General features: G+C 57.1%; 19 protein-coding genes. 10 read left to right on the forward strand and 9 right to left on the reverse strand.

All coding sequences use genetic code 11. The features are described from left to right. Positions 1 to 26 precede the first annotated feature (26 nt). From FKN99_RS05360 to FKN99_RS05380, 5 genes are all read left to right on the forward strand, one after another. Complete coding sequence (locus FKN99_RS05360) at positions 27 to 1,718, forward strand: ATP-binding protein (RefSeq protein WP_172116946.1); 1,692 nt, start codon at positions 27 to 29, stop codon at positions 1,716 to 1,718. A gap of 26 nt (positions 1,719 to 1,744) precedes the next feature. Next, a complete protein-coding gene (locus FKN99_RS05365) occupies positions 1,745 to 2,476 on the forward strand; it encodes a response regulator (protein ID WP_172116947.1) in 732 nt (243 codons plus the stop codon). 172 nt (positions 2,477 to 2,648) lie between these two features. Beyond that, entirely contained in the window at positions 2,649 to 3,647 is a 999-nt protein-coding gene (locus FKN99_RS05370; protein WP_172116948.1) for a Bug family tripartite tricarboxylate transporter substrate binding protein, read from the forward strand. Positions 3,648 to 3,747: 100 nt separating this feature from the next. Beyond that, positions 3,748 to 4,230: a tripartite tricarboxylate transporter TctB family protein gene (locus FKN99_RS05375; RefSeq protein WP_087110671.1), complete on the forward strand. Its 483-nt coding sequence runs from the start codon at positions 3,748 to 3,750 to the stop codon at positions 4,228 to 4,230. Positions 4,231 to 4,314: 84 nt separating this feature from the next. Continuing rightward, positions 4,315 to 5,808: a tripartite tricarboxylate transporter permease gene (locus FKN99_RS05380; protein ID WP_172116949.1), complete on the forward strand. Its 1,494-nt coding sequence runs from the start codon at positions 4,315 to 4,317 to the stop codon at positions 5,806 to 5,808. A gap of 71 nt (positions 5,809 to 5,879) precedes the next feature. On the opposite strand, the gene FKN99_RS05385 is transcribed toward FKN99_RS05380, so the two are convergent. From FKN99_RS05385 to atzF, 3 genes are all read right to left on the reverse strand, one after another. Further along, on the reverse strand, positions 5,880 to 6,557 hold the full coding sequence (locus FKN99_RS05385; RefSeq protein WP_172116950.1) for a GntR family transcriptional regulator: 678 nt from the start codon (positions 6,555 to 6,557) through the stop codon (positions 5,880 to 5,882). Between the two features lie 67 nt (positions 6,558 to 6,624). Next, positions 6,625 to 10,257, reverse strand: coding sequence for an urea carboxylase (gene uca / locus FKN99_RS05390; RefSeq protein ID WP_172116951.1), 3,633 nt, complete (start codon positions 10,255 to 10,257; stop codon positions 6,625 to 6,627). Between the two features lie 14 nt (positions 10,258 to 10,271). Next, entirely contained in the window at positions 10,272 to 12,113 is a 1,842-nt protein-coding gene (gene atzF, locus FKN99_RS05395; RefSeq protein WP_172116952.1) for an allophanate hydrolase, read from the reverse strand. A 371-nt stretch (positions 12,114 to 12,484) separates the two neighbouring features. Between atzF and urtA the strand changes: the two genes are divergently transcribed. From urtA to urtE, 5 genes are all read left to right on the forward strand, one after another. After that, a complete protein-coding gene (gene urtA / locus FKN99_RS05400) occupies positions 12,485 to 13,804 on the forward strand; it encodes an urea ABC transporter substrate-binding protein (RefSeq protein WP_172116953.1) in 1,320 nt (439 codons plus the stop codon). Positions 13,805 to 13,888: 84 nt separating this feature from the next. Beyond that, a complete protein-coding gene (gene urtB, locus FKN99_RS05405) occupies positions 13,889 to 15,499 on the forward strand; it encodes an urea ABC transporter permease subunit UrtB (protein ID WP_172116954.1) in 1,611 nt (536 codons plus the stop codon). Positions 15,500 to 15,502: 3 nt separating this feature from the next. After that, positions 15,503 to 16,651 carry an urea ABC transporter permease subunit UrtC gene (urtC, locus tag FKN99_RS05410; RefSeq protein ID WP_087110685.1) on the forward strand — a complete coding sequence of 383 codons (1,149 nt, stop codon included), beginning with the start codon at positions 15,503 to 15,505 and terminating at the stop codon, positions 16,649 to 16,651. Continuing rightward, on the forward strand, positions 16,648 to 17,484 hold the full coding sequence (urtD, locus tag FKN99_RS05415; protein ID WP_087110687.1) for an urea ABC transporter ATP-binding protein UrtD: 837 nt from the start codon (positions 16,648 to 16,650) through the stop codon (positions 17,482 to 17,484). Before urtC ends, urtD begins: the two co-directional genes overlap by 4 nt. Continuing rightward, the gene (gene urtE / locus FKN99_RS05420) at positions 17,484 to 18,191 is read left to right on the forward strand and encodes an urea ABC transporter ATP-binding subunit UrtE (protein ID WP_087110689.1); all 708 of its coding nucleotides are present in this window, start codon (positions 17,484 to 17,486) and stop codon (positions 18,189 to 18,191) included. The genes urtD and urtE overlap by 1 nt, the downstream gene beginning before the upstream one ends. A gap of 107 nt (positions 18,192 to 18,298) precedes the next feature. On the opposite strand, the gene FKN99_RS05425 is transcribed toward urtE, so the two are convergent. The 6 genes from FKN99_RS05425 to FKN99_RS05450 all read right to left on the reverse strand — a co-directional run bounded on the left by FKN99_RS05425 (position 18,299) and on the right by FKN99_RS05450 (position 26,039). Further along, entirely contained in the window at positions 18,299 to 20,401 is a 2,103-nt protein-coding gene (locus FKN99_RS05425) for a TonB-dependent receptor (RefSeq protein ID WP_303393867.1), read from the reverse strand. A gap of 248 nt (positions 20,402 to 20,649) precedes the next feature. Then, complete coding sequence (locus FKN99_RS05430; RefSeq protein ID WP_172116955.1) at positions 20,650 to 21,621, reverse strand: siderophore ABC transporter substrate-binding protein; 972 nt, start codon at positions 21,619 to 21,621, stop codon at positions 20,650 to 20,652. Next, entirely contained in the window at positions 21,618 to 22,394 is a 777-nt protein-coding gene (locus FKN99_RS05435) for an iron ABC transporter ATP-binding protein (protein WP_172116956.1), read from the reverse strand. Before FKN99_RS05435 ends, FKN99_RS05430 begins: the two co-directional genes overlap by 4 nt. After that, positions 22,391 to 23,338, reverse strand: a complete 948-nt coding sequence (locus FKN99_RS05440; protein ID WP_087110697.1) for an iron chelate uptake ABC transporter family permease subunit — start codon at positions 23,336 to 23,338, stop codon at positions 22,391 to 22,393. The genes FKN99_RS05435 and FKN99_RS05440 overlap by 4 nt, the downstream gene beginning before the upstream one ends. Then, positions 23,338 to 24,279, reverse strand: a complete 942-nt coding sequence (locus FKN99_RS05445; protein WP_087110699.1) for an ABC transporter permease — start codon at positions 24,277 to 24,279, stop codon at positions 23,338 to 23,340. Before FKN99_RS05445 ends, FKN99_RS05440 begins: the two co-directional genes overlap by 1 nt. Then, entirely contained in the window at positions 24,279 to 26,039 is a 1,761-nt protein-coding gene (locus FKN99_RS05450) for an ABC transporter ATP-binding protein (RefSeq protein WP_225733845.1), read from the reverse strand. The genes FKN99_RS05445 and FKN99_RS05450 overlap by 1 nt, the downstream gene beginning before the upstream one ends. Between the last annotated feature and the right edge of the window lie 2 nt (positions 26,040 to 26,041).

Below are 26,041 nucleotides of genomic sequence, written 5' to 3' on the forward strand. Positions count from 1 at the left end.
CGCTGTCGCGCACTTTGAGTTCCACCATGACTAATTCCCGCCCCCGTACCTTAGCTGAATTACAGCGCTGGCGCCGTACGCGTACTAAGCGGCGTTGGTATAAACGCAGTTTTCGTTTGCAAGTGATGTTGCTGGTGGGGTTACTGCTGGCCGGCATGCTACTGGCTCAGGGGGCATATCTCAATCATCGTAAGGCCGATATCATCAGTCATCAAATGGGCGAGAGGGCGTTGGCGGTGGCGAAAACAGTGGCAGGCATGCCACAGCTCGTTAGCGCCTTTGACACGCCTGACCCGGCGATGATTATTCAGCCGCTGGCAGAGCGGGTGCGTATAGAAACCGGAGCGCGCTATGTGGTCGTGGGCAATGCGCAGTCGATCCGCTATTCACACCCCGTGCCTGAGCGCCTTGGCGAGGCGATGGTGGGCGGCGATAACGACCAGGCGCTGATTTATGGGCAGTCCTACGTGTCCGAGGCGACCGGTACGTTAGGCACCGCCATGCGCGGAAAAACGCCCGTTTGGGATGAAGAGGGCAATATTATCGGACTCGTTTCCGTCGGCTTTATGATGGATCGGGTCGAAATGGATGTTGCCCGTTATACAAGCTTTGGTTGGGTACTGGTCGGGCTGATGATTGTGCTGGGGTTTGCCGGGGCATACTGGCTTTCCCAGCACCTTAAAAAGGTCATTCTGGGTCTGGAACCTTATGAAATCGCCCGCTTAGCGATGGAAAAAGAAGCGATCCTGCAATCCATTCACGAGGGGATTCTGGCCGTCAACCGGGATGGCCACATCACGCTGGTCAACCAGCAGGCCAAACGCTTTCTTAACCTGCCCGATGAGCACGTCATACTGGGGCTGCCGATTCAGGACGTGGTGCCTAACACTCGTTTACTGGAAGTGCTGAAGCACGGTGAGCAGGAGTTTGACCAGCAGATGTGGCTGGGCGATCACCCGGCCATCGTCAATCGGGTGCCCATTCTGCATGATGGTGAAATCGAAGGCGCCGTGGCCACGTTCCGTAGCCGCCGCGAAATTGTTGATCTTTCCCAAGCGCTTACCCAGGCAAGCCGCGATGTGGATATGCTGCGTGCCCAGGCGCATGAGTTCTCCAATAAGCTCTATACCATTTCAGGGCTCCTCCAGCTTGAACGCATCGATGAAGCGCTGGCGCTGATTCATCAGGAAACCGAGCGGGCTCAAGCTCAAATGAGTTTTTTGATGCGCCATGTTGCCGACACGGTGCTCAGTGGTACGTTGCTGGGTAAGCTTACCCGGGCGCGCGAGCTGGGCGTAACGCTTGAGATCGACGAGCAGAGCTCGCTCTCCTGCCCACTAACGCCCACTGGGCAAGAAGTCATGATGAGCGTGGTCGGTAATCTACTGGATAATGCTTGCCATGCCGCGCTTAATGGCCCCAATAGCAGCATGCCCAGCGTGCGGCTGTTTTTCACCGACCTGGGGGAACAATTGCTGCTCGAAGTAGAGGATAATGGCCCAGGCGTGCTCCCCGAACATGCTGAATCGATATTCGAGGAGGGCTTTTCCACCAAAACGGGCAAGCACTGCGGTATCGGCTTGGCGCTGGTGGCAAGGTTGTGTCGCCAGCATGGCGGAGCCATCACGCTTGAGGAGAGCGAACTGGGCGGAGCCTGCTTTATTGCGGTGCTGGACCGCTCGCTATGCGCTGAACCTGATACGCACTACTCACCATAATAATGACGACCGTAAGAGGAGTGAGCATGTCTGCAGCTCAATACGGCATTCTGATTGTCGAAGATGATTTTCGCATTGCCGATATTCATAAAGCGTTTATTGAACAGGACGAAGGCTTTTATATCGCAGGCGTTGCTCGTAACGGCAGCGAAGCCAAGGCGTTAATGGCGGAACAGGCTGCCGCTATCCACCTGGTATTGCTGGACGCCTATCTGCCTGATGTAGAAGGGTTGGAGCTTCTATGGGCGATCAGGCGTGACTACACCCATGTGGATATTGTGATGGTCACCGCCGCCCGCGAGGTAGAAACCATCAGCGAGGCGCTGCGTGGAGGCGTATTTGATTATCTGATCAAACCGATTGAAGCTGCCCGCATGGAGCAGATGCTGGCTCGTTTTCGTCGTGAGCGCGAAGTGCTTTCAGGGCGTAACGAGATGAACCAGGACGAGCTGGATCACGTGTTTAAAAGACTGCAGCCAGGCGAGGCGCCGCGCCCGACGCCCAGTGCGCTGCCCAAAGGCATCGACCGGCTAACGCTGCGCCGAGTGGGGGAGGCCATGGCCGCTGAGGCGACGCCGCTGACTGCCATGCAGGTTGCCCGCATTATGGGGGCTAGCCGCTCAACCGCTCGACGCTACCTGGAGTTTCTGGTGGCTGAACAAAGAGTCAGTGCCGAACTTGGCTACGGTGATGTGGGTCGGCCAGAGCGGCGCTATCAGCTGCTTGAGGCAGCCCATAGCTGGCTTAAGTCGCTTTAGGTTGGCTGGTTCACGTGCCTGTGAACAAAATGAACAAAATGCCCACAAAGAACATTTTGTTTTTTATGTTCACAAGCTTGTCGTAAAGGCCCAGCGCTTCTAACGTTCGCGGCGTAACCACGACATAATAACAGTGGACCACACAACAACATTTATATGTGGAGAACGCCAAATGACCGTACTTTCCTTGAAGCGCTTAGCCGTGATCGCTCTACCGATGGCTGCCCTGGCAGGCATGACGACCTCCGTTCAGGCACAAGAGTGGACACCGAGCAAATCGGTTGAGTTCGTGGCACCCGCCAATCCGGGTGGCGGCTGGGATACGCTGGTACGCACTGTATCGCGCGTTATTCAGCAAGAAGGGCTTGCTGACGAGAACTATGCTGCTATCAACGTACCAGGCGGCGGCGGTGCCGTGGCTTGGGCGCAAATCGCTCGTGATAGCGGCAATCCGCACAAGCTGTTTGCCACCAGCCCGCCGATCATTCTGGTGCCTCTGGCCGGTGCCTCACGCTATGACCACACTGATTTCACGCCGGTTGCTCGCCTGATTACTGACTACTCCATTGTACTGGTGTCGGCAGACTCTGAGTACGAGACGATCAACGACCTGTTTGATGCACTCAAGGAAAATCCTGGCTTAAGTGTAGGCGGCGGCAGTGCGCCTGGCTCCATGGACCATATCTCTATTGCGGGTCTGGCATCCGCAGCGGGCCTTGAGGCTTCAAGTGTCAATTACATTCCGTTCTCCGGCGGCGGCGATGCCATGACTAACCTGATGGGCGGTCATATCGAAGCGGTAATTACCGGTGCGGGTGAGTCGGTGGGGCAACTGGGTGAAGGCAGCCAGATCCGTGCGCTAGGTGTCTCTTCACCTGAGCGCCTGGGTGGCGGTCTGGCCGATGTGCCGACCTATCAAGAGCAGGGTGTGGATTACACCTTCGATATTTGGCGCGGCATAATGGGCACCCCGGATATGCCGGAAGAAGCAGTGACCTACTATCAGGACCTGTTTGCCGAAATGCTCGAAACCGATGGCTGGCAAGAAGCCCGCGATCAGTTGGGTTGGATCGATGCCTACCAGAACAGTGAAGAGTTCGGTGTCTTCCTTGATGAGCAGCAAGAGCAGTTCAGCGGCGTGTTAAGCGATCTGGGTCTACTGCGTCAATAAATAACCTATAGTGCTATAGCGTGTTATCCCGGTGGCCTCTTTGTGCCGCCGGGAATGCCTGTTCGTGACGATTAGGTACGTGCTCCTCGGAGAAACTCCAATGACGAAATTAAATACCAATCAGTGGTTAGCGCTGGTGTTGGCATTAGTGGCGGCTGCGTATATCGCCATGGCATGGCAAATCCCCACCTTTCCCTTGCCGCGACCGGTCGACTCTGACCTGTTCCCTAAAGTACTCGGCTTTTCGCTGCTGATTCTCTCTGTGTTTCTGTTTTTCGAGAAACCCTCACCGCTTGCCGGTGCCGATGAGATTGATCACGACGCGCAACAAGGCCCGCTGCTGATGACGCCATGGGGACGTGTGATTGTTACGTCACTGGCCATTGCCGCGTATGCGCTACTTCTGGTGCCATTGGGGTTTGTACTGGCCTCAACGCTTTTGTGCACGGGGTTAACGGCTTACTACGGCTATCGTCGTCATGTGGTCAATCTGGTGACATCGCTAGGGGTGGTGCTGGCGCTGTATCTGACGATGACACAGGTGATGGACGTTTACTTGCCGACCGGTGTTATCCCTTTCTAACGCCGACTTGCTAATGCCTCCTGCGCCGTTTCTGGGCTGGTTTTTAAGCTGGTTTTTAAGCTAGTTTTTAAGAGAGTAGATCCCATGGATGCCTTAAATAATTTAATGTATGGCTTCGGCATCGCGCTTGAGCCTATCAATATCGCTTACGTATTTGCCGGTGTGTTTGCCGGTACGATTATCGGCATGCTGCCCGGCCTTGGGCCGATCAGCGCGCTGGCTTTAATGATTCCTATCACCTTTGCCATGGAGCCTTCATCCGGCTTGATCCTAATGGCAGGGGTGTATTATGGCGCTATTTTTGGTGGCTCCACCTCCTCTATCCTGCTCAATGCCCCAGGCGTTGCAGGTACGGTCGCCACATCTTTTGATGGCTACCCAATGGCCAAAAAAGGCATGGCGGGTAAAGCGCTGGCCATCGCCGCCTACTCCTCGTTTGTGGGCGGAACTGTCTCGGTTATCTTCTTGATGCTGGTCGCGCCCTTGCTCTCCAAGGTAGCGGTAAGCTTTGGCCCTGCTGAGTACTTTGCATTAATGGTGCTGGGCTTAACCGCCGTGGTCTCATTGTCGGATAAGTCGCTGGTCAAAGGCCTCATTGCCGCTGTGGTCGGGGTGATCATCTCGATTGTGGGCATCGACCTGCAAACCGGTACCGAGCGCTTTACCTTTGGCTCTATTCAGCTGCTGGATGGCATCGACTTCCTGGTCGTGGCATTGGGTATCTTTGCGTTAGCCGAAGTGTTCTACATGCTGCTGCGCGGCGGTGGCGGTAAAGAAGCCCCGCGTAATGCCATTGGTTCGTTAAAACTCACTAGAAGTGAAGTGAAAGAGATCGCAGGCCCTGTCAGCCGTAGCTCTGTGCTTGGGTTCTTTACTGGTGTACTGCCGGGCGCAGGAGCGACGATTGGCTCATTTTTGGGCTACAGCATGGAAAAGCGTCTTGCCAAAGACGGTGACACTTTCGGTAAGGGTAATATCAAAGGCGTTGCGGCGCCGGAAGCGGCCAACAATGCGGCGTGTACCGGCTCGTTTGTACCGCTTTTAACCTTGGGTGTACCGGGCTCGGGCACCACGGCGGTACTGCTGGGCGCGCTACTGGTGATGGGTGTTACACCAGGCCCGATGATGCTTGAGCAACGCCCGGATGTGTTCTGGGGTGTGGTAGCCAGTATGTATATCGGCAACATCTTCCTGCTGGTCTTGAACCTGCCGCTGATCCCGCTGATTGCCAAAATCCTCGATCTTCCCAAGCCGCTGCTGCTCTCACTGATTCTGATCTTCTGCATGATCGGCGTGTATGGCATGAGCTTTAGCGTGTTTGATCTGTTGCTGCTGTTGGGCTTTGGCCTGTTGGGCTTGGGCATGCGTCTGTTTGGCTTCCCGGCGGCGCCGCTGATCCTGGCGTTGATTCTGGGCAATATCATGGAAGAGTCCATGCGCCGTGCGCTACAGATCTCGGGGGGTGACTGGATGACGTTTATTGATAAACCAATTTCACTCTCGCTGCTGGTAATTGCATTACTGTCACTTGGCTTACCGCTGTTGAAGAAGCGTCGCAAGCGCGCTATTGCCGAGTAGACGGTATTGTCTCAACATTGGACGCGTGGCTGATAAGCGCCCTGGGTTAACCCAGGGCGCTTTTTTAAGCGCTAGCGCTGCTCTTCGGCAGCTTCACGAAGGCGCTCCATGGTGATTTCCTGAACGGCGCCATGGCTGCTTCGGATATGCGACCCTAGGCGTTTGGCGGCGAGCTGGGCATCGTTTTCGTCAAGAGCCACCAGAATGGCGGCGTGTTCGCGATAGGTGGCATCAACCCGATCATCGCGGGTGAAGTCCAGGCGTCGAATGACGCGCAGGCGCTCGGTAATTTCACGATGAATACGGCTCATCTCCTGATTGCCAGCGGCCACCACTAAATCGCCATGGAAACTTTCATCCAGTGCACGAACCGTACTGCCCACCGCCCGATCAGCGTGGCTGGCGGGATTCCAGATATCGCGTAAAGTTCGCAGCACCAGCGGCTTTTCAGGCAGGGCACAAAGCTTGTGAACGGCCGCCTGTTCCAGAGTAATGCGTAGGTCGTAGAGTTCAGCGATCTTCTGGAAGTCCAGCGGCTTCACCTGCCAGCCGCTGCGAAAGAACACATCGACATACCCCTCTCGCTGGAGCTGAAAAAGCGCTTGGCGCACCGGGGTTCGGCTTGCCTCCAGCCGGTCACCGATATCGCCTTCGCTAAATTTATCGCCGGGAAGAAGGCGAAACTCGAAAATATCGTCTTTCAACGCATCGTAGACACGGTCAGCGATGGATGATTTACGCAACGCCATGGCAATAGGCCTTATTGAGAGAGGCCGCCGCATGATGCGGCGGCACGCCAGCAGCAATGTGAATGCCTTAAACTTCAATACTCAGCAGCGGCTCCCCTGGCGTTACCGCTCGGCCCGTGGTGACGTGCATAGCGCTTATTGTGCCAGAGTGTGTCGCCATGACTTCAAATTCCATCTTCATGGCTTCAACAATCACTAACGGATCGCCTTTGATGACGTTATCGCCGGGTTGCACAAGGCACTTCCAGATATTGCCCGCAATCTCGGCACTGATCAGCTCGCCATAGCCAGCCAGGTCATCCGCCTCTGCGGGGGGCGGTGCTTTGGCCAAACGGTCCAGAGCCTTCTCTTCGCTTTCACGCCATAGCGCCACCTCTTTCGCGTAGGCATCCTGTTGAAGGGCGCGAAATTCGGCGATGGCCTGCTGGTTGACATCTAAAAATGCCTGGTGTGATTTCAGGTCAAACGTATCTTCCTCGATCTCGATAGCTAGCTTACCCGCCCTAAACTGATCGCGCAGGTTATCCAGTTCATCCTCGCTGACCGGGTAGTAGCACACTTGATCGAAAAAGCGCAGTAGCCAGGGAGCGCCTTCTGAAAACTGTTTGTTTTTTAGATGCTTGTTCCAGATGGGCAGAGTGCGCCCCACCAGCTGATAGCCACCGGGCGAGTCCATGCCGTAAATACACATATAAATGCCGCCGATGCCGACGGTGCCTTCGGCAGTATAGGTGCGCGCCGGGTTGTATTTGGAGGTCAGCAGCCGATGTCGAGGGTCCAAGGGCACGGCGCAGGGCGCTCCCAAATACACATCGCCTAGCCCCAACACTAAATAACGCGCCGAATAGAGCACATCCTTGACCTCGTCACGGTTGGCGAGGCCATTGATGCGCTGCATGAAATCGACGTTGTTAGGCAGCCAAGGGGCGGTGTCGCGCACCGATTGACGATACTTTTCCACCGCTTCCAGCGTCGCGCTATCTTCAAACGCCATGGGAAGATGAATCACCCGGCTGCGCACCTTCAGCTCGTCGGTCGGTGGCAGGGTGGCTTCCAGGTCGAGCAGGTAGGTCATCAATGCCTGCTGGGTCAGCGTCAGCGGGTCGTAGCGCAGTTGAAGCGAACGCACGCCGGGGGAAAGCTCAAGCAGACCACGCGGCTGGATATCGGCAATCGCCTCCATCAGTGCGTGGAGGCGCATACGCGCGCCTAAATCCAGCACATTAGGACCGTATTCCAACAAAATGTACTGATCGCCTGCCTGACGGTAGGTAACTTCCGGGCGCTCCTGCATCGCCTCAAGGTGGGCCAACACAGTGGCGGAGAGGCCGTTGAACGGCGCCAGGTCGGCGCTGTTTAGGGTCACGGCAGGTGGCGCGGACAGGTACTTGACGGCCAGCTCCTGGCGTTCTGCGAGCTTGACGGCGGTGGCGTTGTCGATGGCCACGAAACGGATGGTGTCGCCTGGTTTGACCTGGCCCACTTTCCATAGCTCGGCCTTGGCGATGGTCACCGGGCAGACAAACCCGCCGAGGCTCGGGCCATCTCGGGTCAGAATAACTGGCATATCACCCGTGAAGTTAATCGAGCCGATCGCATATTCGCAGTCATGAATATTTGAAGGGTGTAGCCCCGCTTCACCGCCATCTGCCCGGCTGAATTCAGGTTTATGGCCATTCAGGCGAATGCCCAACCGGTTGGAGTTGTAATGGACTTCCCAGTCCTGTTGAAAGAAGCGCTCAATGGAGTCTTCGGTAAAGAAGTCGGGCGCGCCGTGCGGGCCGTAGAGCACGCCTATTTCCCAGTGGCTCGGGTAATTCGGGATGAGCGCCGGGTCAACGGGGGCGGGGTCGTGGGTGGGCGCTGGCGTGGTGCAGGCAGGTAACCCCGGCTGGCTGATGCCGAGCAGATCGCCCGGGCGCAGTGGTCGTCCGCCGTGACCGCCAAACTGGCCGAGGGCAAAGGTTGCCCGGCTGCCAAGATACACTGGTACATCGAATCCGCCACGCACGGCAAGGTAAGTGCGGCATCCCTGGCTGGCCTTGCCCACCACGAGCGTTTGGCCGGCGTTGACGTGGATAGGCGTCCAGAAATCCACCGGGGTATTGTCGAGCGTAGCGTCGGTAACAGCGCCGGTCAGCGCCACGACGGTTGCCTGATGAAACGTAAGACTTGGGCCTATCAGCGTAGCTTCCAGCCCGGCAGCCTCCGGGTGGTTACCGACAATCCGGTTGGCGATGCGAAAGGCGAAGTCATCCATCGGGCCGCTGGGCGGCACGCCGATGTTCCAGTAGCCGACCCGTCCCGGGAAGTCTTGCACCGTGGTGTAAGTACCTGGATAGACTACCTCGGCAACGCAGGGTTGAAAGTGAAAGCTTTCCAACGCGCGGGTCGAGACCTTGCCTTCGGCAAAACTCGCTTGGGCGACCACCTGACGCAAGTAGTCAAGGTTGGTGGCAATACCCATCAGGCGGGTTTCATCCAGTGCTTTACGCAGCTTGGCCAGAGCATCCGCGCGGTCGTTACCATGCACGATCAGCTTGGCGATCATGGGGTCGTAGTGAGCGGATACCTGGCTGCCATTTTCGACCCAGGTGTCGATACGCACGCCATCACCGGGCCAGTGTACGTCGGTTAATTCACCGGGCGAGGGCTGAAAATCCTTTAACGGGTTTTCGGCATAGATGCGCACTTCCATGGCCGCACCGCTCAAGCTGAGCGTAAAATTAGCCAGGTCCAGGTGGTCGCCCGCGGCGATCTTGAGCATCCATTCGATCAGGTCAAGGCCGGTCACGGCTTCGGTGATTGGGTGCTCTACCTGCAGTCGGGTGTTGACCTCCAGAAAGTAGAACTCATCACGCTCGGCGTCGTAGATGTACTCAACGGTACCCGCTGAACGGTAGTTGACCGATTCACCCAGCGCCACGGCCGCATCCAGCATCCTTTGACGGGTGGCCGTGGGCAGGCTGGGGGCCGGCGTCTCTTCCACGACTTTCTGATTGCGGCGTTGCAGTGAGCAGTCACGCTCACCTAATGCCACTACGTTGCCGTGGCCATCGCCGATAATCTGGACTTCCACGTGGCGGGCACGGGCGATAAAGCGCTCAAGAAAGACGCCGCTGTCGTTAAAGAAATTTTTGCCCTGGCGTTGAACGGTTTCAAAGGCGTCTTGCAGCTCTTTGGCACTATTGCAGCGGGTCAGTCCGATTCCGCCGCCGCCTGCGGTGCTTTTGAGCATGACCGGGTAACCCAGGCGTTCAGCGGTGGTCAGTGCCTCTTCCACGCTGTCGAGCAGCCCACTGCCTGGGGCTAGCGGCACGCCTGCTGCTTCGGCCAGCTCACGGGCACGGTGCTTTAACCCGAACTCGCGCATCTGTGTGGGCGTGGGGCCGATAAAGACGATGCCCTCACGCTCACAGGTTTCGGAGAAGTCGGCATTTTCAGACAGAAAGCCGTAGCCGGGGATAATGGCCTGCGCACCGGTCTTTCGGGCGGCATCCAGAATCTGGCGTTTATCCAGGTAAGTTTCGCTGGCGCCATTGCCTGTAAGGGCCACGGCTTCGCTGGCGCTTTCCACATGCAGGCTGTGGCGGTCTTCATGGGAATAGACAGCAACGCTGCCGACACTGAGCGCCTTAAGCGTGCGGTTGGTACGTACGGCAATCTCACCGCGGTTGGCAACCAATACTTTGTTGAACATGAGTCATAGCCTCGTTATGCGTGGGAGGTTTGCGCCTTGATATAGGCACGCCAGCCACCAAACTCGGTGACATCCTGAGCATCTGTGGTTCCATGCCCTTCGCAGATAAAGCCGTTGATCCAGCGGCCGTCGGCAAGCTCGACACTCCCGATACCCAGCGGCGCGGGGATCAGGTCGACAAACGAGCCAAATTCCGACGCGGCCATTTCCCATACTTCAACAATGATGGCGGCACCGTTTTCGTGAACGCGCTGCAGGCCGGGCTTGGGCGGTACGGTGTTGGGCAGGGCAAACAAGCGGTAATTGGCGGACGTTGTCGTGGATGCCACGCGCCAGGCATGGCGCTCGGTCAGTTGGGTATTCAGCGGCATGCCGGAAAGATGAGCGCCTACCACAGCGACCTGAACGGTGGGGACGGCAAGGGTGGTATGAACGGTTTCCGGCGGGCGTGCCTGGTCAGTGGCACCCAGCGGCGTCGGGTGGGCATTTAGCCAGCGGCTGGCCAGGGTCTGCAGTTCCCGATCCTTCCAGGCGCCGCTCACCAAGGTAACGCCAAAAGGCAGTCCATCGTCGCGGAACCCGGCGGGTACCGCCAATGCGCAAAAATCGGCCAGGTTAACGAAGTTGGTATAGGTGCCGAGCTGGCTATTGAGCGTTACCGGGTCAGCATTAACCGCTTCGATAGTGGGCGCGGTAGGGGCGGTGGGGACTAACAGGCCATCGATATCATCCAAAAGATTATCGATCACCCTAACCAGCTCTTCCTTGCGGTATTGCGCCTTGAACGTATCGGTGGCGCTGTATTTACCCGCGTTACTAATAATGCCGCGCACCACGTCATTCATGTTCTGGGCATGTTCGGCCATGAAGGTTTCCACGGCGGCGTGGCGCTCTGCTACCCACGGCCCTTCATAAAGCAGGGCGGCCAGTTCAAGCATGGGGGCAAAATCAAGTTCGACGAGCGTTACCCCTTCAAGCTTTTGCCATTTTTCCACGGCCGTTTGCCATGCCTTTTCAGCCACCACGTCGCCGAAGAACTGGGGCGACTGGGGAATGGCAAGCTTGGCTAGCGGGCCAGGACGGCGTATGGCCGGGGCATCCAGGGGGAGGGCGCTTGGCGCCTTGCGTGAGAAAGCGTCGGCAGGCTCGAAGCCGGCCATTAGCTCGGCGATCTGCCCGGCATCATTGACAGTCAACGAGAAGATGGAGACACAGTCCAGCGAACGGCACGCCGGTACCACCCCATCGATGCTGAACAGGCCTTTGGTGGGTTTAAGCCCGACCAGGTTATTCAAGCCGGCGGGCACGCGACCGGAGCCTGCCGTGTCGGTACCCAGTGAGAACGGCACTAGCCCGCGTGCCACCACGGACGCCGACCCAGAACTTGAGCCGCCGCTCACCACTTCAGGATTGAAGCTATTGGCCACGGCACCAAACGGAGAGCGGGTACCCACCAGGCCGGTGGCAAACTGATCCAGATTGGTCTTGCCGATGAGTACTGCGCCCGCGGTGCGCAGCTTATCAATCAGAGCAGCGTCACGGGTGGGTTGATAGGCATAGGCCGGGCAGCCCGCCGTGGTGGCAAACCCGGCGGCATCAATGTTGTCTTTCGCCGCAAACGGAATGCCGTAAAGCGGCAGCTTGTCTATCTTGCCGTCCGCCTCGTCCAGGCGTGTTTGAAGTGCTGCCAGGGCATGAGCCAGCCCCTCTTGGTCGAGAAGTGAAATCCAGGCATTGTCGGTACTGTCAGGTTTGGCCAGTTGCGTGATCAACTCACCGAGTAAGGCTTCCGGGGTTGCGCCCTCGTTATATGCCTGCCGCCATTGTTCGAGTGTCCAGCCGCGTGTGGTCATCATGTTTGGCCCTTGGTTATCCATGGTCTTGTATACAAGTCATTTTGCAAACCACAGGCCAAGAAAACGCTAAATGTTTTAAAAACAGAAGCTTGGCGATAAAAGGATAAAAATGGACAGTTTTTATGCACTTTTATCGTGCGAATCAGACCGCTTTAGCACCAATGAAGTGCTTTAAGACCCTGAATCAAAGATGGAAAACTCCTGTAAAGTAACTTGTATACTTTTTATATGTTTGAATTTTTTATGTTTTTTTAAAGTGTGGAACGCATCGTGCAATGTGCAGGACGAGTTACAGGCGCTTTCAGGCAATTGAGTACACCTGATTAATGACAAATATCTAGCTGCCCGCTTGCAGCTTGGGGATGCGAAACATGAACTTGAAAAAACAGGCACTGCTGGGTCTTTCTGCACTGGCCCTTTCGGTATCGTTTCATGCGTCAGCCAATGATGACCCTATCAAGGTGGGTATCCTTCACTCCCTTTCTGGCACCATGGCTATCAGTGAGTCGACGTTAAAAGACACTGTTGAAATGCTGATCCAGCAGCAGAACGAAGCCGGTGGTCTGCTGGGTCGTCAGCTGGAAGCCGTGGTAGTGGACCCGGCCTCCAACTGGCCGCTGTTTGCCGAACGCGCCCGCGAGCTGCTGGCCCAGCATGAGGTAGACGTGGTGTTCGGCAACTGGACATCGGTATCACGTAAAGCGGTGCTGCCGGTGTTTGAAGAACTCAATGGTCTGCTGTTCTACCCGGTGCAGTACGAGGGAGAAGAGTCGTCTGAAAATGTTTTCTACACCGGTGCCGCGCCCAACCAGCAGGCGATTCCCGCTGTCGAGTATTTGATTAACGAAGTCGGCATTGAGCGCTTTGCTCTGGTGGGTACCGACTATGTCTATCCGCGCACCACCAACCGCATTCTCGAAGCGTTTCTGAAAGATGAGCACGGCGTGGCAGGCGACGACATCATGGTCAACTACACGCCCTTCGGCCACTCCGACTGGCAGAACATCGTCTCCGAGATTCGTCGCTTCGGTGAAGAGGGCAAGTCTACCGCGGTGATCTCGACCATCAACGGCGACGCCAACGTGCCGTTCTACCGCGAGCTTGCCAACCAGGGTATTGATGCCGCTGATATTCCAGTGATTGCGTTTTCGGTAGGTGAGCAGGAGCTTTCCGGTATCGACACTGCGCCGCTCGTTGGCCATCTGGCTGCCTGGAACTACTTCATGAGCGTGGATACCGATGACAACTACGACTTTATCGACGCCTGGATTGAGCACACCGGTAATGAAGAAGCGGTCACCAACGACCCAATGGAAGCCCATTACATCGGTTTCAACATGTGGGCCGAGGCGGTGCGTAAAGCGGGTACCACCGATGTAGGCGCGGTGAAGGATGCCATTATCGGCGTGAGTGTGCCCAATCTCTCGGGTGGCTATGCGGCGATGATGCCCAACCACCACATCACTAAGCCGGTACTGATTGGCGAAGTGCAGGACAATGGCCAGTTCGATATCGTCTGGCAAACGCCCTCAACCGTTGCCGGCGATGCCTGGTCCGACTACTTGCCCGGCTCGCGCGACCTGATTGCCGATTGGCGCAAGCCCATGGAGTGCGGCAACTTCAACGTTGTGAACGGCTCATGCGGTGGCAGCACCGCTACTGAAGAAGCCGAAGCGGCGCTCGCCGAATAATACTGGCCACCCCTTGCCGCCCGCCTGATCGGGCGGCAAGGGAGCACGCTAACTCTCCACCTTGACCACCAAAGGAACAACCCCATGAGGCGTTTCCTTTCCTGGGGGTTTTTGTGCGCTGTGTTGTTGGGCATAACACTCAACGTACAGGCACAGACAGGCCCCGATACTTCTGATAATGACGCCGCGCTTGAGCTTCTTGAGGCGCTGGATGTCGATTCCTACCGCGATAAAGGCGAGGCGATTACCGCCATATTGCAAAGCGACGACGAGCGCGCCCGTGATTGGCTGCAGGCTCTGCTGGATGGCCGCTTGCAGCGTGCCGACGATGGTCAGTTTGTTGTCGTACTCGATAACAGTGGCCGAGAGTGGCCGGTGGCCGACGCCTTGACGAATGAACCGCTGGGTGAGATGTCACGCCGCGACCTGGACCGCATGGGCATCAATAACGCCCTGCGAAACCAGCTGCGCAGCGCGATTGCTGTGGTGGACCTTTACTCGCCCAATCTGGATCGCCGCCGTATCTCTGCCGAACGTTTGCTGGGTGAAGTCGATGGTGAGCTGCTTGAACCCATCAATGCGCTCATTCTGGAAGAAAAGGATAGCCAGGTACGTTATCGGCTGAGCCAAGCGGTCGCCATTTACCGTGCTGAGCAGGGTGAAATGGCGGGTATCGAAGCGCTAACCGGAAGCCTTCATCCACGCGCTAGAGTTGCGCTAAGTCGTGCGGCCAATGGCGACGACACCGTAGCTGCGGATGCCGCCCGCGCCGCGCTTGCCAGCGTGGAACAGAACCTGAAAATCAACCGTGGGGTTGAAACGCTCTACTTTGGCTTGAGCCTGGGGTCAGTGCTGGTACTGGCCGCCATTGGTCTTGCGATTACCTTTGGCGTGATGGGCGTCATCAACATGGCCCACGGTGAGCTGATGATGCTGGGCGCCTACACTACCTGGATGATGCAACAGCTGTTGCCCGGCCAGCCGGGGCTGGCGTTGATTCTCTCTATTCCGGCAGGTTTTCTGGTCGCCGCATTGGTGGGGGTTGCCATTGAGCGCAGCGTGATTCAGTTTTTGAAAGGCCGCCCGCTGGAGACGCTCCTCGCCACCTTCGGTATCAGTCTGATCCTGCAGCAGCTGGTGCGTACGGTGATCTCGCCGCTCAACCGCACGGTAATTACTCCGGAGTGGATGAGCGGGTCGCTCATTATCAATGACGCGCTGTCGCTGACCATAAACCGCATGGTGGTACTGGGTTTTGCGCTGGTGGTGTTTGCCGGTTTGATGCTGATCATGCGCCGCACCCGCCTGGGCCTTGAAGTACGTGCCGTGACCCAGAACCGCGCTATGGCACGCTCCATGGGAATTCGCGCGACCCGTGTGGATATCCTGACCTTTGCACTCGGCTCTGGTGTAGCCGGCCTTGCCGGCGTGGCGCTTTCCCAGCTTACCAATGTCGGCCCGAACCTCGGCCAGAACTACATCATCGACTCGTTCATGGTGGTGGTGTTCGGCGGTGTGGGCAATCTCTGGGGGACGCTCGTGGCCGGGCTGTCATTGGGGGTGATCAATCAGGTGCTGGAACCCTGGGCGGGCGCGGTACTCGCCAAGATTATCGTGCTGGTCTTTATCATTCTGTTTATTCAAAAACGCCCGCGTGGACTCTTCCCGCAGAAGGGCCGGGCTGCGGAGGGCTAACCCATGATGTCACAACTACCTTCAAGCCAGTTTTGGCTAACCCGCCCGTTTGGTGAGCGTGCCACACAGGTCTTTTTAGGAGTACTGTTCACCGCGCTGCTGGTCGTGACGGTACTCCACGTGGCACTGCCTCAAGGCAGCCCGCTGCATGTGAACGCCTACACGGTGAACCTGTTTGGCAAGTACCTAAGCTACGCGCTGCTGGCCGTGGCGGTTGATCTGGTGTGGGGATATCTCGGCATTCTTAGCCTGGGCCACGGGGCGTTTTTTGCGATTGGCGGTTACGCCATGGGCATGTACCTGATGCGCCAGATTGGTGACCGGGGCACTTACGGCCACCCGGTGCTGCCGGACTTCATGGTGTTCCTAAACTGGGAAAGTCTGCCCTGGTACTGGCAGGGCTTTGATATGGCTTGGTTCGCCTTTGCCATGGTGCTGCTGGCGCCGGGTATGCTGGCGCTGGTGTTCGGCTTTTTGGCGTTTCGCTCGCGGGTGACGGGGGTTTATCTCTCGATCATTACCCAGGCGTTGACCTTTGCGCTGATGCTGGCATTTTTCCGCAATGAGATGGGCTTTGGCGGCAATAACGGGCTGACCGACTTCCGCGAACTTTTGGGCTTCAACCTGCGCAGCAACGATACTCGTCTGGGACTTTTTCTGGCCACCGGCGTGGCGCTGGCGCTGGGTTATATCCTCTGTCGGGCGATCGTGACCAGCAAGCTGGGGCGTGTGTGCGTGGCCACTCGCGACGCCGAGGCGCGCACGCGCTTTATCGGCTACCGGGTAGAGCGCTTTCAACTCTTCGTGTTTGTGGTGTCCGCGATGCTCGCGGGCCTGGCAGGCGCGCTTTACGTACCTCAGGTGGGCATCATCAACCCTAGCGAATTCTCGCCGCTGTTCTCGATTGAGATCGTGCTATGGGTGGCGCTGGGTGGTCGGGCCACGCTGTACGGCGCGGTGATCGGCGCAATTCTAGTCAACTATGCCAAAACTATTTTCACCGGTGTCATGCCTGATGCGTGGCTGTTTGCTTTGGGCGCAATGTTTGTACTCGTCACGGTACTGCTGCCCAAGGGCGTGGCGGGGCTGTTGCGCAAGCGCCGTCGCGCTGTTGAATCCGATAACGCAGGCACCAAGGAGGCTATTGCATGAGCTTGCTGCAGTCATTCAAAACCCGCGACCGGGTATTTGACTTTATAGCGCCAGCCGCCTCCCCGGTGGACGTACGCCACGGCCCGATTCTGTATATGGAAGACGTCACGGTGAGCTTTGATGGCTTTAAAGCGATCAACAAGCTGAATTTGACCATCGACGACGGCGAGCTGCGTTGCATTATTGGCCCCAACGGGGCGGGAAAGACCACCATGATGGATATTATCACCGGCAAGACGCGGCCCACTGAGGGCAGCGTATGGTTTGGCAGCCGTCATAACCTGCTCAATATGAACGAGCCGGAAATTGCCAGCCTCGGGATCGGGCGCAAGTTTCAAAAGCCCACGGTGTTTGAAGTACTGAGCGTGTTCGAAAACCTGGAGCTGGCCATGGCCGCCGACAAACGGATCTTTCCCACCCTGACTGCGCGTATGACCGGTGAGATCAAAGACCGCATCGACGAAGTGCTGGAGACCATTGGTTTGACTCAGTTGCGCTTTCAGCCTGCGGGCATTCTCTCTCATGGTCAGAAACAGTGGTTGGAAATCGGCATGCTGTTAATGCAGCGCCCACGGTTACTGCTGGTGGATGAGCCGGTCGCCGGTATGACCGAGCAGGAAATGGAGCGTACAGCCGAACTGCTGACCGGTTTGGCGGGTAAGCAGTCGGTGGTCGTCGTGGAACACGATATGGGCTTTGTGCGCTCAATTGCCCGCAAAGTGACCGTGCTTCACCAAGGCAGTGTGTTGGCCGAAGGCAGCATGGATCAGGTCTCAAGCGACCCCAACGTAGTCGAAGTGTACCTGGGTGCTGACGATGAGGAGGCTGCCTGATGCTGGCAATTGAAAAGCTCAACCAGTTTTATGGGGAAAGCCATACACTTTGGGATCTGGACCTGGACGTACCCGCTGGCCAGTGCACCTGCGTGATGGGCCGCAACGGAGTGGGTAAAACCACGCTGATGAAAGCCATCATGGGTGAAGTGGCGGTAAAAAGTGGCCAGTTGCGCTACCAGTCGAGCAGCGAAGCGGTTGAGTTAACCCAAAAAGCCGTGGAAGCACGTTCACGGCTGGGCATTGGCTTTGTACCGCAAGGGCGGCAGATTTTCCCGCTACTCACCGTAGAAGAGAATCTGCGTACCGGCCTTGCTGCACGCAGTGACAAGCTGAAAAAAATCCCCGAGCGTATCTATGAACTGTTTCCAGTGCTCAAGGAGATGAAGCACCGCCGCGGCGGTGACTTATCCGGCGGGCAACAGCAGCAGCTTGCCATTGGCCGAGCGCTGGTAATCGAGCCCAAACTCTTGATTCTGGATGAGCCGGGGGAGGGCATTCAGCCCAATATCGTCGCGCAAATTGGCCAGGTGATTCGCCAGCTGATTGCCGAAGACGCCCTAACGGTGCTGCTGGTCGAGCAGAAGCTGCCCTTTGCGCGCAAATACGCCGACCGCTTTGTGATAATGGACCGCGGCCGCCCGGTGGCCAAAGGTGATATCAGCGAGCTTTCCAACGAGCTGATCAAGCAGCACCTAACGGTTTAAGTTATCCACACCTACGCCCGCTCGGCGAGCGTAGGTGGGGAGGTTTTACGGAGTTAGTAGTGAAAAATATTCGGTGTTATGGCATTAGCACCGCTTGTTACAGTCGTCTAGAAGTCCAGTGAGGCCGAAAACATAAAGGTGCGGGGGGCGCCTAATGCGAGGCTTGAGAGTTGTGGCATTGCCCAGTACGTTTTATCGGTCACATTGTTAACAGTGGCACGCAGTGTGAGTGGATAGCCGGAAAGGTTAGAGGCGTAGCGTGCTCCAACGTCATAAATAGTGTGTCCGGGTACTGATAGGGAGTTGTCACTATTAATGTACTGCTCTGACATCGCGGTGGCATTAGCGGTCAGTGTCAGCCCTGGTGCTACGGATAGATCCCATTCAGTGCCTAGCTTGGCTTGCAGGTCTGGTACGCCGGTTGCCTGATTGCCTTGTTCTTCATCGCTCGCGGCGCGCGTGATTTCTGGGTTTACATAAGCGATGCCCCCCATCAGGCGCAGGTTGCTGAGAGGACTGCCGAAGAAACTCCACTCCACTCCTCGGTTCCGCTGCTCGCCCCCAACCGAGAAGATATTGGTTGCCAGGTCGGTGTAGCTGCTGGGCCGCTTTATTTCATACAGGCTAAGCGTGTGTGAAAAATCACCCAGATCAAGTTTCACGCCAACCTCGCTCTGTTTGGTCTTGTAAGGCTCGAACACCTCACCAGCGTTGGCGGCAGTCATAGGTGCCGTGGCCCCCTGGCTGAGCCCCTCGATATAGTTGGCGTAGAGCGATACCTGGTCGGTCGCTTTGAAAAGTAGTGCTGCGGCGGGTGTGACCGCGCTTTCATCATAGCGGGAGATACGTGTGCCGGTCATCACGCTGTAGGTGTCGCTCACCACTTCCTGGCGTCGGGCGCCGAGCGTCAGCTGTATGCGATCATCGGCAAACGAGAGCGTGTCTGCCAAACCGTAGCTGTTCAAGCGTAGCTCTGTATGCATGATGTGCGGTGTAATGAAATCAGCGGCGGGGCCCCATTGCGGATTGTATAGGTTGGTGATCCAGTCCGCATCGGGAACGCTTCTGCGCCCGTAATCGTGCTGCTCGTGCTCATAATGGGTGGCATTGACGCTGATGTCGTGACTGACAGCGCCGGTCTGGAAGTGACCGCGAACCCCGACTTCCGCCGATGTTTTTTCGACATCGAAGGCAAGCTGACCAACGCTTGTGCGATAGTTGCCTTGATCATCAAGCACCTGGGCTGACATGGCACCGTTGTAGGTGTAATTGGTTTCGCTTTGACCTATTGACGCGTACCCCATGATCTCGTCGGTAAAGTCGAATTCGCCACGCAATATGGCCCCCTTGTCGCGCGTGTCGGCAAAGGCCCAGTCCGGGTTGATCAGTGTATCGGGGGCGGGAGGCGTCGGAACTGCCAGGCCGGGGGCCAGGTTGATACCTCGAGCGGGTCCATCAATATGGTCGTCCGCACTGTACAAGTCGGCTGATAGTCGAGCGTGATCACCGCGCCAGTCCAACCCCAGAGAGCCCATTTGAACCTTTGGTGTCTGGTTATCCACAGCCCCCTCGCCGTCGCGGTATACGCCGTTAACGCGAACGCCAAACTGCTGGTCGTCACCCAGGCGTCGGCCGACATCAAGGTGCCCGCCAATCTGGGCGTCGGACATATACGTGGTGGTGAAACGCGTCAACGGTTCATCGCCAGCCCGTTTGGGAACCAGGTTAATGGCACCGCCAACGGAGCCACCTGGCGGCATCCCGTTGAGTAGTGCCGAAGGCCCCTTGAGCACCTCGATACGCTCGAACATTTCTGGAGACGTACGGTAGTAGGGGGCCATCCCGGCCAGACCACCGAACGTGACGTCACGTGTGCTGGCGTCAAAACCACGGATCGAATAGGTTTCGCTCCAGGCACTGGTGACGCCGTTGCTGAAGACACTCGGATCCGTCGCTGCAATTACATCGGTAATACTCTGAGCTTGTTGATCCTGGATAAAGCGATCCGTATAGCTGATGGCATTGAAAGGCGTCTCCATGAAGTCTCTTTTCCCCAGGAAGCCCGCCCGGTTGCTGTAGGTGACTTGGCCGCCGGCATACGTATCGTTAACGGATGTCGCTTCTCCGTGTACGGTGATGGGTGCTAGGGCAGTAGTACTGCGGGTCTCGGTCTCCTGGGCCTGTGCGAGAGCTTGTGAAGACAGCAGCATGACAGCACTCGCGCTCAGAGCGAGCAGAAATGCGCTCCTGACGAGCGATAAAGGGTTTGAGCAAGAGGCGCAATGTAGTGCTCTCGTCGGCTGTAGGGGACGGTGGTGGCAATGTAAGGGCATGTCGATCTCCATTTTTAAACACAGAGGAACTACACCGCTTCAATTGAGCGCCTGTTAAAAGGCGCATTGAAGCAGTCGATGAAAGCGTTTTTTTAGGTGCTTTAGTGCTTTAGTGCTATGGTCTGCTAGTGCCGGTAGCCGTCGATAATGTCATCCGCGATGATCGCCAGAGCGCTGACGCTGGCGGCGGTGACATACCAGGCTTCGGGGTCGACAAAGACCACCCGGTCATTTCGCCAGGCGTTAGTTTGGCGTAATAGGGGGTTGGCCAGGCTGTCGGTACTCATGGTGGGCCGGTGCTCCATTACGGCAGTACGATCCACGACATAGATGATGTCGGGGTCGGCCTGCTGGATGAATTCGCTAGAAACCGGCTGGCCGTGCAGGCCGGTATCGATGTCGGGAGCGGCGGGGGCAACGCCGAATTCAGTGAAGATGAAGCCGTAGCGTGACTGCACGCCAAAGGAGTGGAAGGCCCCATTATTATGCAGCAGGATAAGGGCTTTCTCAGGGCGGCCTTGGGTAACACGCCGGACCTCCTCGACGGTATGAACCAGCTCGGCTGCCCGCTGACGGGCCAATTTCTGTTTGCCAAAGATCTGCCCAAGATCCATGAGATGATCCATGACAACGTCAATGTGGTTGGTCTGACTGTTGCGGTAATCCACGTCAAAGTGCAGCGTGGGTGCGATCTGAGTCAGCTCGTTATAGTCGTTGGCCTGTAACGACGTCATAAGAATGAGGTCAGGGTTAGCGCGATGCACTCGCTCAAGGTTAGGGCGTACGATAGCGCCCAGATCTTCAATCGTCGGGTCGTCTCGATACTTCTCCAGAAAATGGGGAATAAAGTCCTTTGGCATGCCCACCACCGGAACGTCCAACTGATCCAGAAAATCGACTTCATTCATGTCTAATGCCGCTACCCGGTGTGGACGGTGATCGATCACGGTGCTTCCCAGCGCGTGGTGAATCGTGATCGGTGTTATGGCCTCCTGTGCGGACATATTGTTGGCTGAGGGCTGATCGCACCCTTGTAGCAACGCCACCAAGGCGAGTGGGAGAAGGCGTGCCAAGCGGTTGTTTAGAGATCGTTTCATTCCAGGTTTCCTGAGGGCTTGAAGTAATTACATAGATAACCGCGTTCGTTATGGGCGATGTCGAACTTCAGTCCGTAAAGCTCACTCAAGCGCCGTTCGGTGATGACGTCGGTGACGTTGCCATCGCAGTGCACTTCCCCATCCTTCATGGCGACGATGTAATCGGAGTAGTTGGCGGCAAAGTTGATGTCATGAACGACCAGGATGACCGTTCGTCCATGCTCGTCGCAGAGACGGCGAAGAGCCTGCATGATCTGAACGGCATGTTTGATATCGAGGTTATTCAGTGGCTCGTCGAGCAGCAGGTAATCGGTTTGCTGTGCAATGGTCATGGCCAGGAACGTCATCTGGCGTTGGCCGCCGCTGAGCTCGTTCAGATAAGCACCGCGTAGTGCCGTCAGCGATAGAAACGACAGGGCGTCGTCAATCACACGATGGTCGTGCCGAGTGAGTGTGCCACGGCTATAGGGAAAGCGGCCAAAGGCGACCAACTCCTCGACGGTCAGGCGTAGGTTGAACTCAGGCGTCTGGCGTAGCGTGGCCACCTGCCTGGCATACTCGCTGATGGGAATGCGCGTTACCTGGGAGCCGTCGAGTCGAATATCCCCCCGAGAGGGCTTAAGTAGTCTCGCGAGCATCATCAGAAGCGTCGTCTTACCCGCGCCGTTGGGGCCCACCAGGGACGTCAACTGACCTGATGGAAAGCAGAGATTGATCGCCGATAGCACCGAACGGTCGCCGTAGGTTTTATGAAGGTCTTGAACCGTGATCATGCTGCGCCTCGCGTACGCACCATCAGCGACAGGAAGTAAGCCCCACATACGAGGTTGACGAGGATGCCGACGGTGGTTGTGTAGTTGAAGAGATGTTCGACCAGCAGTTGGGCGAGGATGAAAAGGGCGATGGCGAGGGCACAACCCACCGGTAGCGTGACCCGATGACGGTAAGTGCCTGCAAGCGCATAGGCCGTATTGGCCACGAAAATGCCCATGAACGCCGTGGGGCCAAGCAGGCTGGTCGATACAGCCACCAGCGAGGCGATCAGAAAGAGCTGGTGTTGCACGCAGCGTCGATAATCGATGCCAAGTGACATGGCCTGCTCTCTGCCCAGCAAGAGCACATCTAGCATTGGGAGGCTTTTCAGTCCCACCAGACAAATCGCGGCCACGATCAGTGTGGCGTATAGCAGTTGTGTGGTGCTGGCGTTACCGAAAGCGGCTTGGCTGTAACCCATCAGAATGGAAAACTCGCCTGGACTCATTTTGAGCTGAACGAACTGTGTGAAAGTGGTAATGACCATTGTCAGTACCAGTCCTACCAGCAGCAGGAAATAGACATTGTCTCTGCCGTCTCTAAACAGCCATCGATGCAGCGTCCAGGAGTAGCCAAGCATCAGCAGGACCGAGAGTGCGGCGTTGCCATGCTCGCCGAGCACCATCAGACTGTGGGTGCCCAGCACCAGCATCAACAGGGCCTGAAACAGCAGATAGACGGCCTCATAGCCCATGATGGCAGGCGTTAATATCCGGTTACCGGTAAGGCTCTGAAACGTAATGGCGGACCAGGCGACACAAATGCCACCGATCACCATGGTGGCCAAGCGCTCAAGTCGTTTCGGTATCACATACTCGAAGTCGAAACCGGAGCGTACAAAGACAAAAGCGAGCGCAAGAGCGATCACGGCCGCCCAAACGGTGTGGCGAGCTTTGATAGTCATCACTGTGCCCTCCTGACAATCAGGATCAGAAACAGCACGCCTCCGACACAAGCCGACGTTAAGCCGATGGGCACTTCAAAGGGATAGATCAGCAGGCGTCCCGCAATGTCGCAGACCAGCAGCAGTGTTGCCCCCGACAGTGCTACGGCGGGTAGGGTGCGAGCCAGGTTATCGCCGTAGTAGAGCGCTACCAGATTGGGAACCACTAATCCGACAAAGGGGATGGCGCCCACCGCGATGACCGTGACCGAGACAGTAATGGCCACCAGCATCAGCCCAATGGCGGAGGTGACGAGATAGTTCACGCCTAAACTCGTCGCCATGTCTTCGCCCATGCCCAGCACCGTGAAGCGATGAGCGTAGACGTAGGCGAGCACAACGACCGGCAGGATTAGGTAGATGATTTCGTAATGGCCCTGGACGATCTTTGAAAAATCTCCCAGCAGCCAGCCCTGCATGCTTTGCAGGATGTTATGGCGGTAGGCGTAGAACTCGGCTAGGGCGCTTAGCACGCCGCCGTACATCAAACCGATGACGGGAACCAGTACCGTGTTGGTGAACTTGATGCGGCGAACGATAGCGATAAAGACAACATTCGCAGCGAAGCAGAAGAGCAGGGCTGCAAGCATTCGTGATCCAGCGCCAGCCGTAGGCATTAGAGACAGCGATACGAGAATGCCCAGTTTGGCGGCATCAAGCCCACCCGAGGTGGCGGGCTCCACGAACTTATTGCGCACGATATGCTGCAAAATCACACCGCAAATCGCGAGGCCCACTCCGGTCAAGGACACCGTGATCAGGCGCGGCAGTCGGCTGGCCGTCAACGTCAACCAAGCATCATCTGACAGGGTGATAAGTTGGTACCCGCTTATCTGCCGCGCGCCTGTCAGTAATGACATCCCGCACAGCAATACAAACAGGAGAGGCAGATACACGCGCATCACTGTGAGGTTTCTCCCGTTTTATCCGGGGTGATGCGCCACCCTTTGGTGGTTTGGCGTTGGTCAAGAAACGTGGCGTATCGCCCCTGCTGAGCGAGCAGTTCATCGGGCGCGCCTTGCTCAATGATGCGTCCGTCATCTAGCACGATGATCTGATCAGCCATGCTCACCGTAGAGAGTTGGTGGGCGATCACCAATAGCGTACGTTGGCCTCTCAGTCGCACCAGCGCCTGGGTAATGATGGCTTGATTTTCCGCATCCAGTGCGGCAGTCGCTTCATCCACCAGCAGAATGGGCGCATTCTTAATGAGTGCTCGGGCGATGGCGATACGCTGCCGTTCGCCGCCGGAAAGGCGGGCGCCTCCCTCGCCCACTGGTGTGTCCAATCCTTGGGGCAGGCGTTCGACGATCTCGATGACACCGGCCAGACGCACGGCGTCCATCAGGTCGGCATCGCTGGCGTCGGGATGGCCAAAGCGAATATTGTCAGCAATGCTGCCGGCAAACAGGTAGCTCTCCTGGAAGATCTGGCTGACGTGATCCGCCAGCTGGGTACTAGACATATCGCGGACGTCCACGCCGCCGACGAGCACACTACCGTGATCTGCATCGAAAAATCTCGCGACCAGGCGCGCCAGAGTGGTCTTGCCTGAACCTGACTCACCGATCAATGCGGTCATGCTACCGGGCGTGATAGATAGGCTAACCCCGTTGAGCACGTCGGGCTCATGCGGCGCATAGCGAAAGCGGACGGCTCTCAATTCGATGGAGGCATCGCGCGGTGGCTGAGGGACCGTTGGCTCGGTTAGGGGGGCAGCGTCGAAAATCGCCTGGATCTCTTCGAGTTGCCCCCTTGCACTACGCAAAATGTCGCTGTGTTGAGCGATGTCCAGCAGCGGTTCGACGAACCGGCTTACCAGTACCAGCGCAATGATGACGCTTATAATGCTCGCTGCCGTCAGTGATCCTTCCAAAAGCGTATTGATCCACAGGGTTGTGACGATCAGCAGCACGGCAAAGACTGTCTGCACTGCCCAGGCATTGAGCAGCGCCGAAAGTGCCGATAGGCAAGCCAGCCTTGTTCCCGAGCGGTGCTGTTGTTCCATGGCCTGTTCTAAGAAGCGTGTGCTGTGGTTGTTCCCACTAAAGGCGCGTAAGACTGTCTGGGCACTGGCGAACTCGACCATGCGCTGACTGGTATCAGAAAAGTGTTGCTGGAAGGCCCTGTCGGCATGCTGGGCAAGCTTGGCGGTGAGTAATAAAACCCCCAAAAGTAGCGGCAGCGCGACCAGCGCCGCAATGCCCAGCGGTGCATGCAACACCAATAGCGCGGCAAGGAGAACGATAGGCGTGACAAGCCCGCTGATCACCGGTGTAAAGACGTGAGCAGGAAGCTGGGCCACCGCCATCATACCCTGCGTGGTTACATGGCTAAGGCGCGCGGTATTTGTCGCGGTAAACCAGCCAACCGGCAGATGGATCACGTGTTCGCCAAGGCGATGGCGGCCCGACTGCAAGATGGCGACGCCGACACGGACGCCTGCCTGCTCCACGTGCCATCGCACTCCCCAACAGATTAGGATGCCGAAAAGCAGCACTACTAGCCATGTGGTGGCCACACTGAGTTGGCCAATCAGGAGGTAATAGAGAAGAGGGATAAGGGCCAAGATGGTCAGACCGCTTAGCACACCATAGACAGTGACCAGACCGAGATAGCGACGCAAGAGCGCGGTGTCTTCGCCAAGCAGTTGATTGAGCATTT

The organism is Halomonas hibernica, from assembly GCF_013183775.1.
Taxonomy (GTDB): Bacteria; Pseudomonadota; Gammaproteobacteria; order Pseudomonadales; family Halomonadaceae; genus Vreelandella; species Vreelandella citrativorans.

What these genes read in the sequence shown, in the direction of transcription:
- FKN99_RS05380 (WP_172116949.1), top strand. Translation starts at nt 4,315, where the DNA reads ATGGATGCCTTAAATAATTTAATGTATGGCTTCGGCATCGCGCTTGAG.
- FKN99_RS05375 (WP_087110671.1), top strand. Translation starts at nt 3,748, where the DNA reads ATGACGAAATTAAATACCAATCAGTGGTTAGCGCTGGTGTTGGCATTA.
- atzF (WP_172116952.1), bottom strand. Translation starts at nt 12,113, where the DNA reads ATGATGACCACACGCGGCTGGACACTCGAACAATGGCGGCAGGCATAT.
- FKN99_RS05440 (WP_087110697.1), bottom strand. Translation starts at nt 23,338, where the DNA reads ATGACTATCAAAGCTCGCCACACCGTTTGGGCGGCCGTGATCGCTCTT.
- FKN99_RS05370 (WP_172116948.1), top strand. Translation starts at nt 2,649, where the DNA reads ATGACCGTACTTTCCTTGAAGCGCTTAGCCGTGATCGCTCTACCGATG.
- FKN99_RS05360 (WP_172116946.1), top strand. Translation starts at nt 27, where the DNA reads ATGACTAATTCCCGCCCCCGTACCTTAGCTGAATTACAGCGCTGGCGC.
- FKN99_RS05435 (WP_172116956.1), bottom strand. Translation starts at nt 22,394, where the DNA reads ATGATCACGGTTCAAGACCTTCATAAAACCTACGGCGACCGTTCGGTG.
- FKN99_RS05445 (WP_087110699.1), bottom strand. Translation starts at nt 24,279, where the DNA reads ATGCGCGTGTATCTGCCTCTCCTGTTTGTATTGCTGTGCGGGATGTCA.
- urtB (WP_172116954.1), top strand. Translation starts at nt 13,889, where the DNA reads ATGAGGCGTTTCCTTTCCTGGGGGTTTTTGTGCGCTGTGTTGTTGGGC.
- urtD (WP_087110687.1), top strand. Translation starts at nt 16,648, where the DNA reads ATGAGCTTGCTGCAGTCATTCAAAACCCGCGACCGGGTATTTGACTTT.
- uca (WP_172116951.1), bottom strand. Translation starts at nt 10,257, where the DNA reads ATGTTCAACAAAGTATTGGTTGCCAACCGCGGTGAGATTGCCGTACGT.
- FKN99_RS05430 (WP_172116955.1), bottom strand. Translation starts at nt 21,621, where the DNA reads ATGAAACGATCTCTAAACAACCGCTTGGCACGCCTTCTCCCACTCGCC.
- FKN99_RS05425 (WP_303393867.1), bottom strand. Translation starts at nt 20,401, where the DNA reads ATGCTGCTGTCTTCACAAGCTCTCGCACAGGCCCAGGAGACCGAGACC.
- urtC (WP_087110685.1), top strand. Translation starts at nt 15,503, where the DNA reads ATGATGTCACAACTACCTTCAAGCCAGTTTTGGCTAACCCGCCCGTTT.
- urtA (WP_172116953.1), top strand. Translation starts at nt 12,485, where the DNA reads ATGAACTTGAAAAAACAGGCACTGCTGGGTCTTTCTGCACTGGCCCTT.
- FKN99_RS05450 (WP_225733845.1), bottom strand. Translation starts at nt 26,039, where the DNA reads ATGCTCAATCAACTGCTTGGCGAAGACACCGCGCTCTTGCGTCGCTAT.
- FKN99_RS05365 (WP_172116947.1), top strand. Translation starts at nt 1,745, where the DNA reads ATGTCTGCAGCTCAATACGGCATTCTGATTGTCGAAGATGATTTTCGC.
- FKN99_RS05385 (WP_172116950.1), bottom strand. Translation starts at nt 6,557, where the DNA reads ATGGCGTTGCGTAAATCATCCATCGCTGACCGTGTCTACGATGCGTTG.
- urtE (WP_087110689.1), top strand. Translation starts at nt 17,484, where the DNA reads ATGCTGGCAATTGAAAAGCTCAACCAGTTTTATGGGGAAAGCCATACA.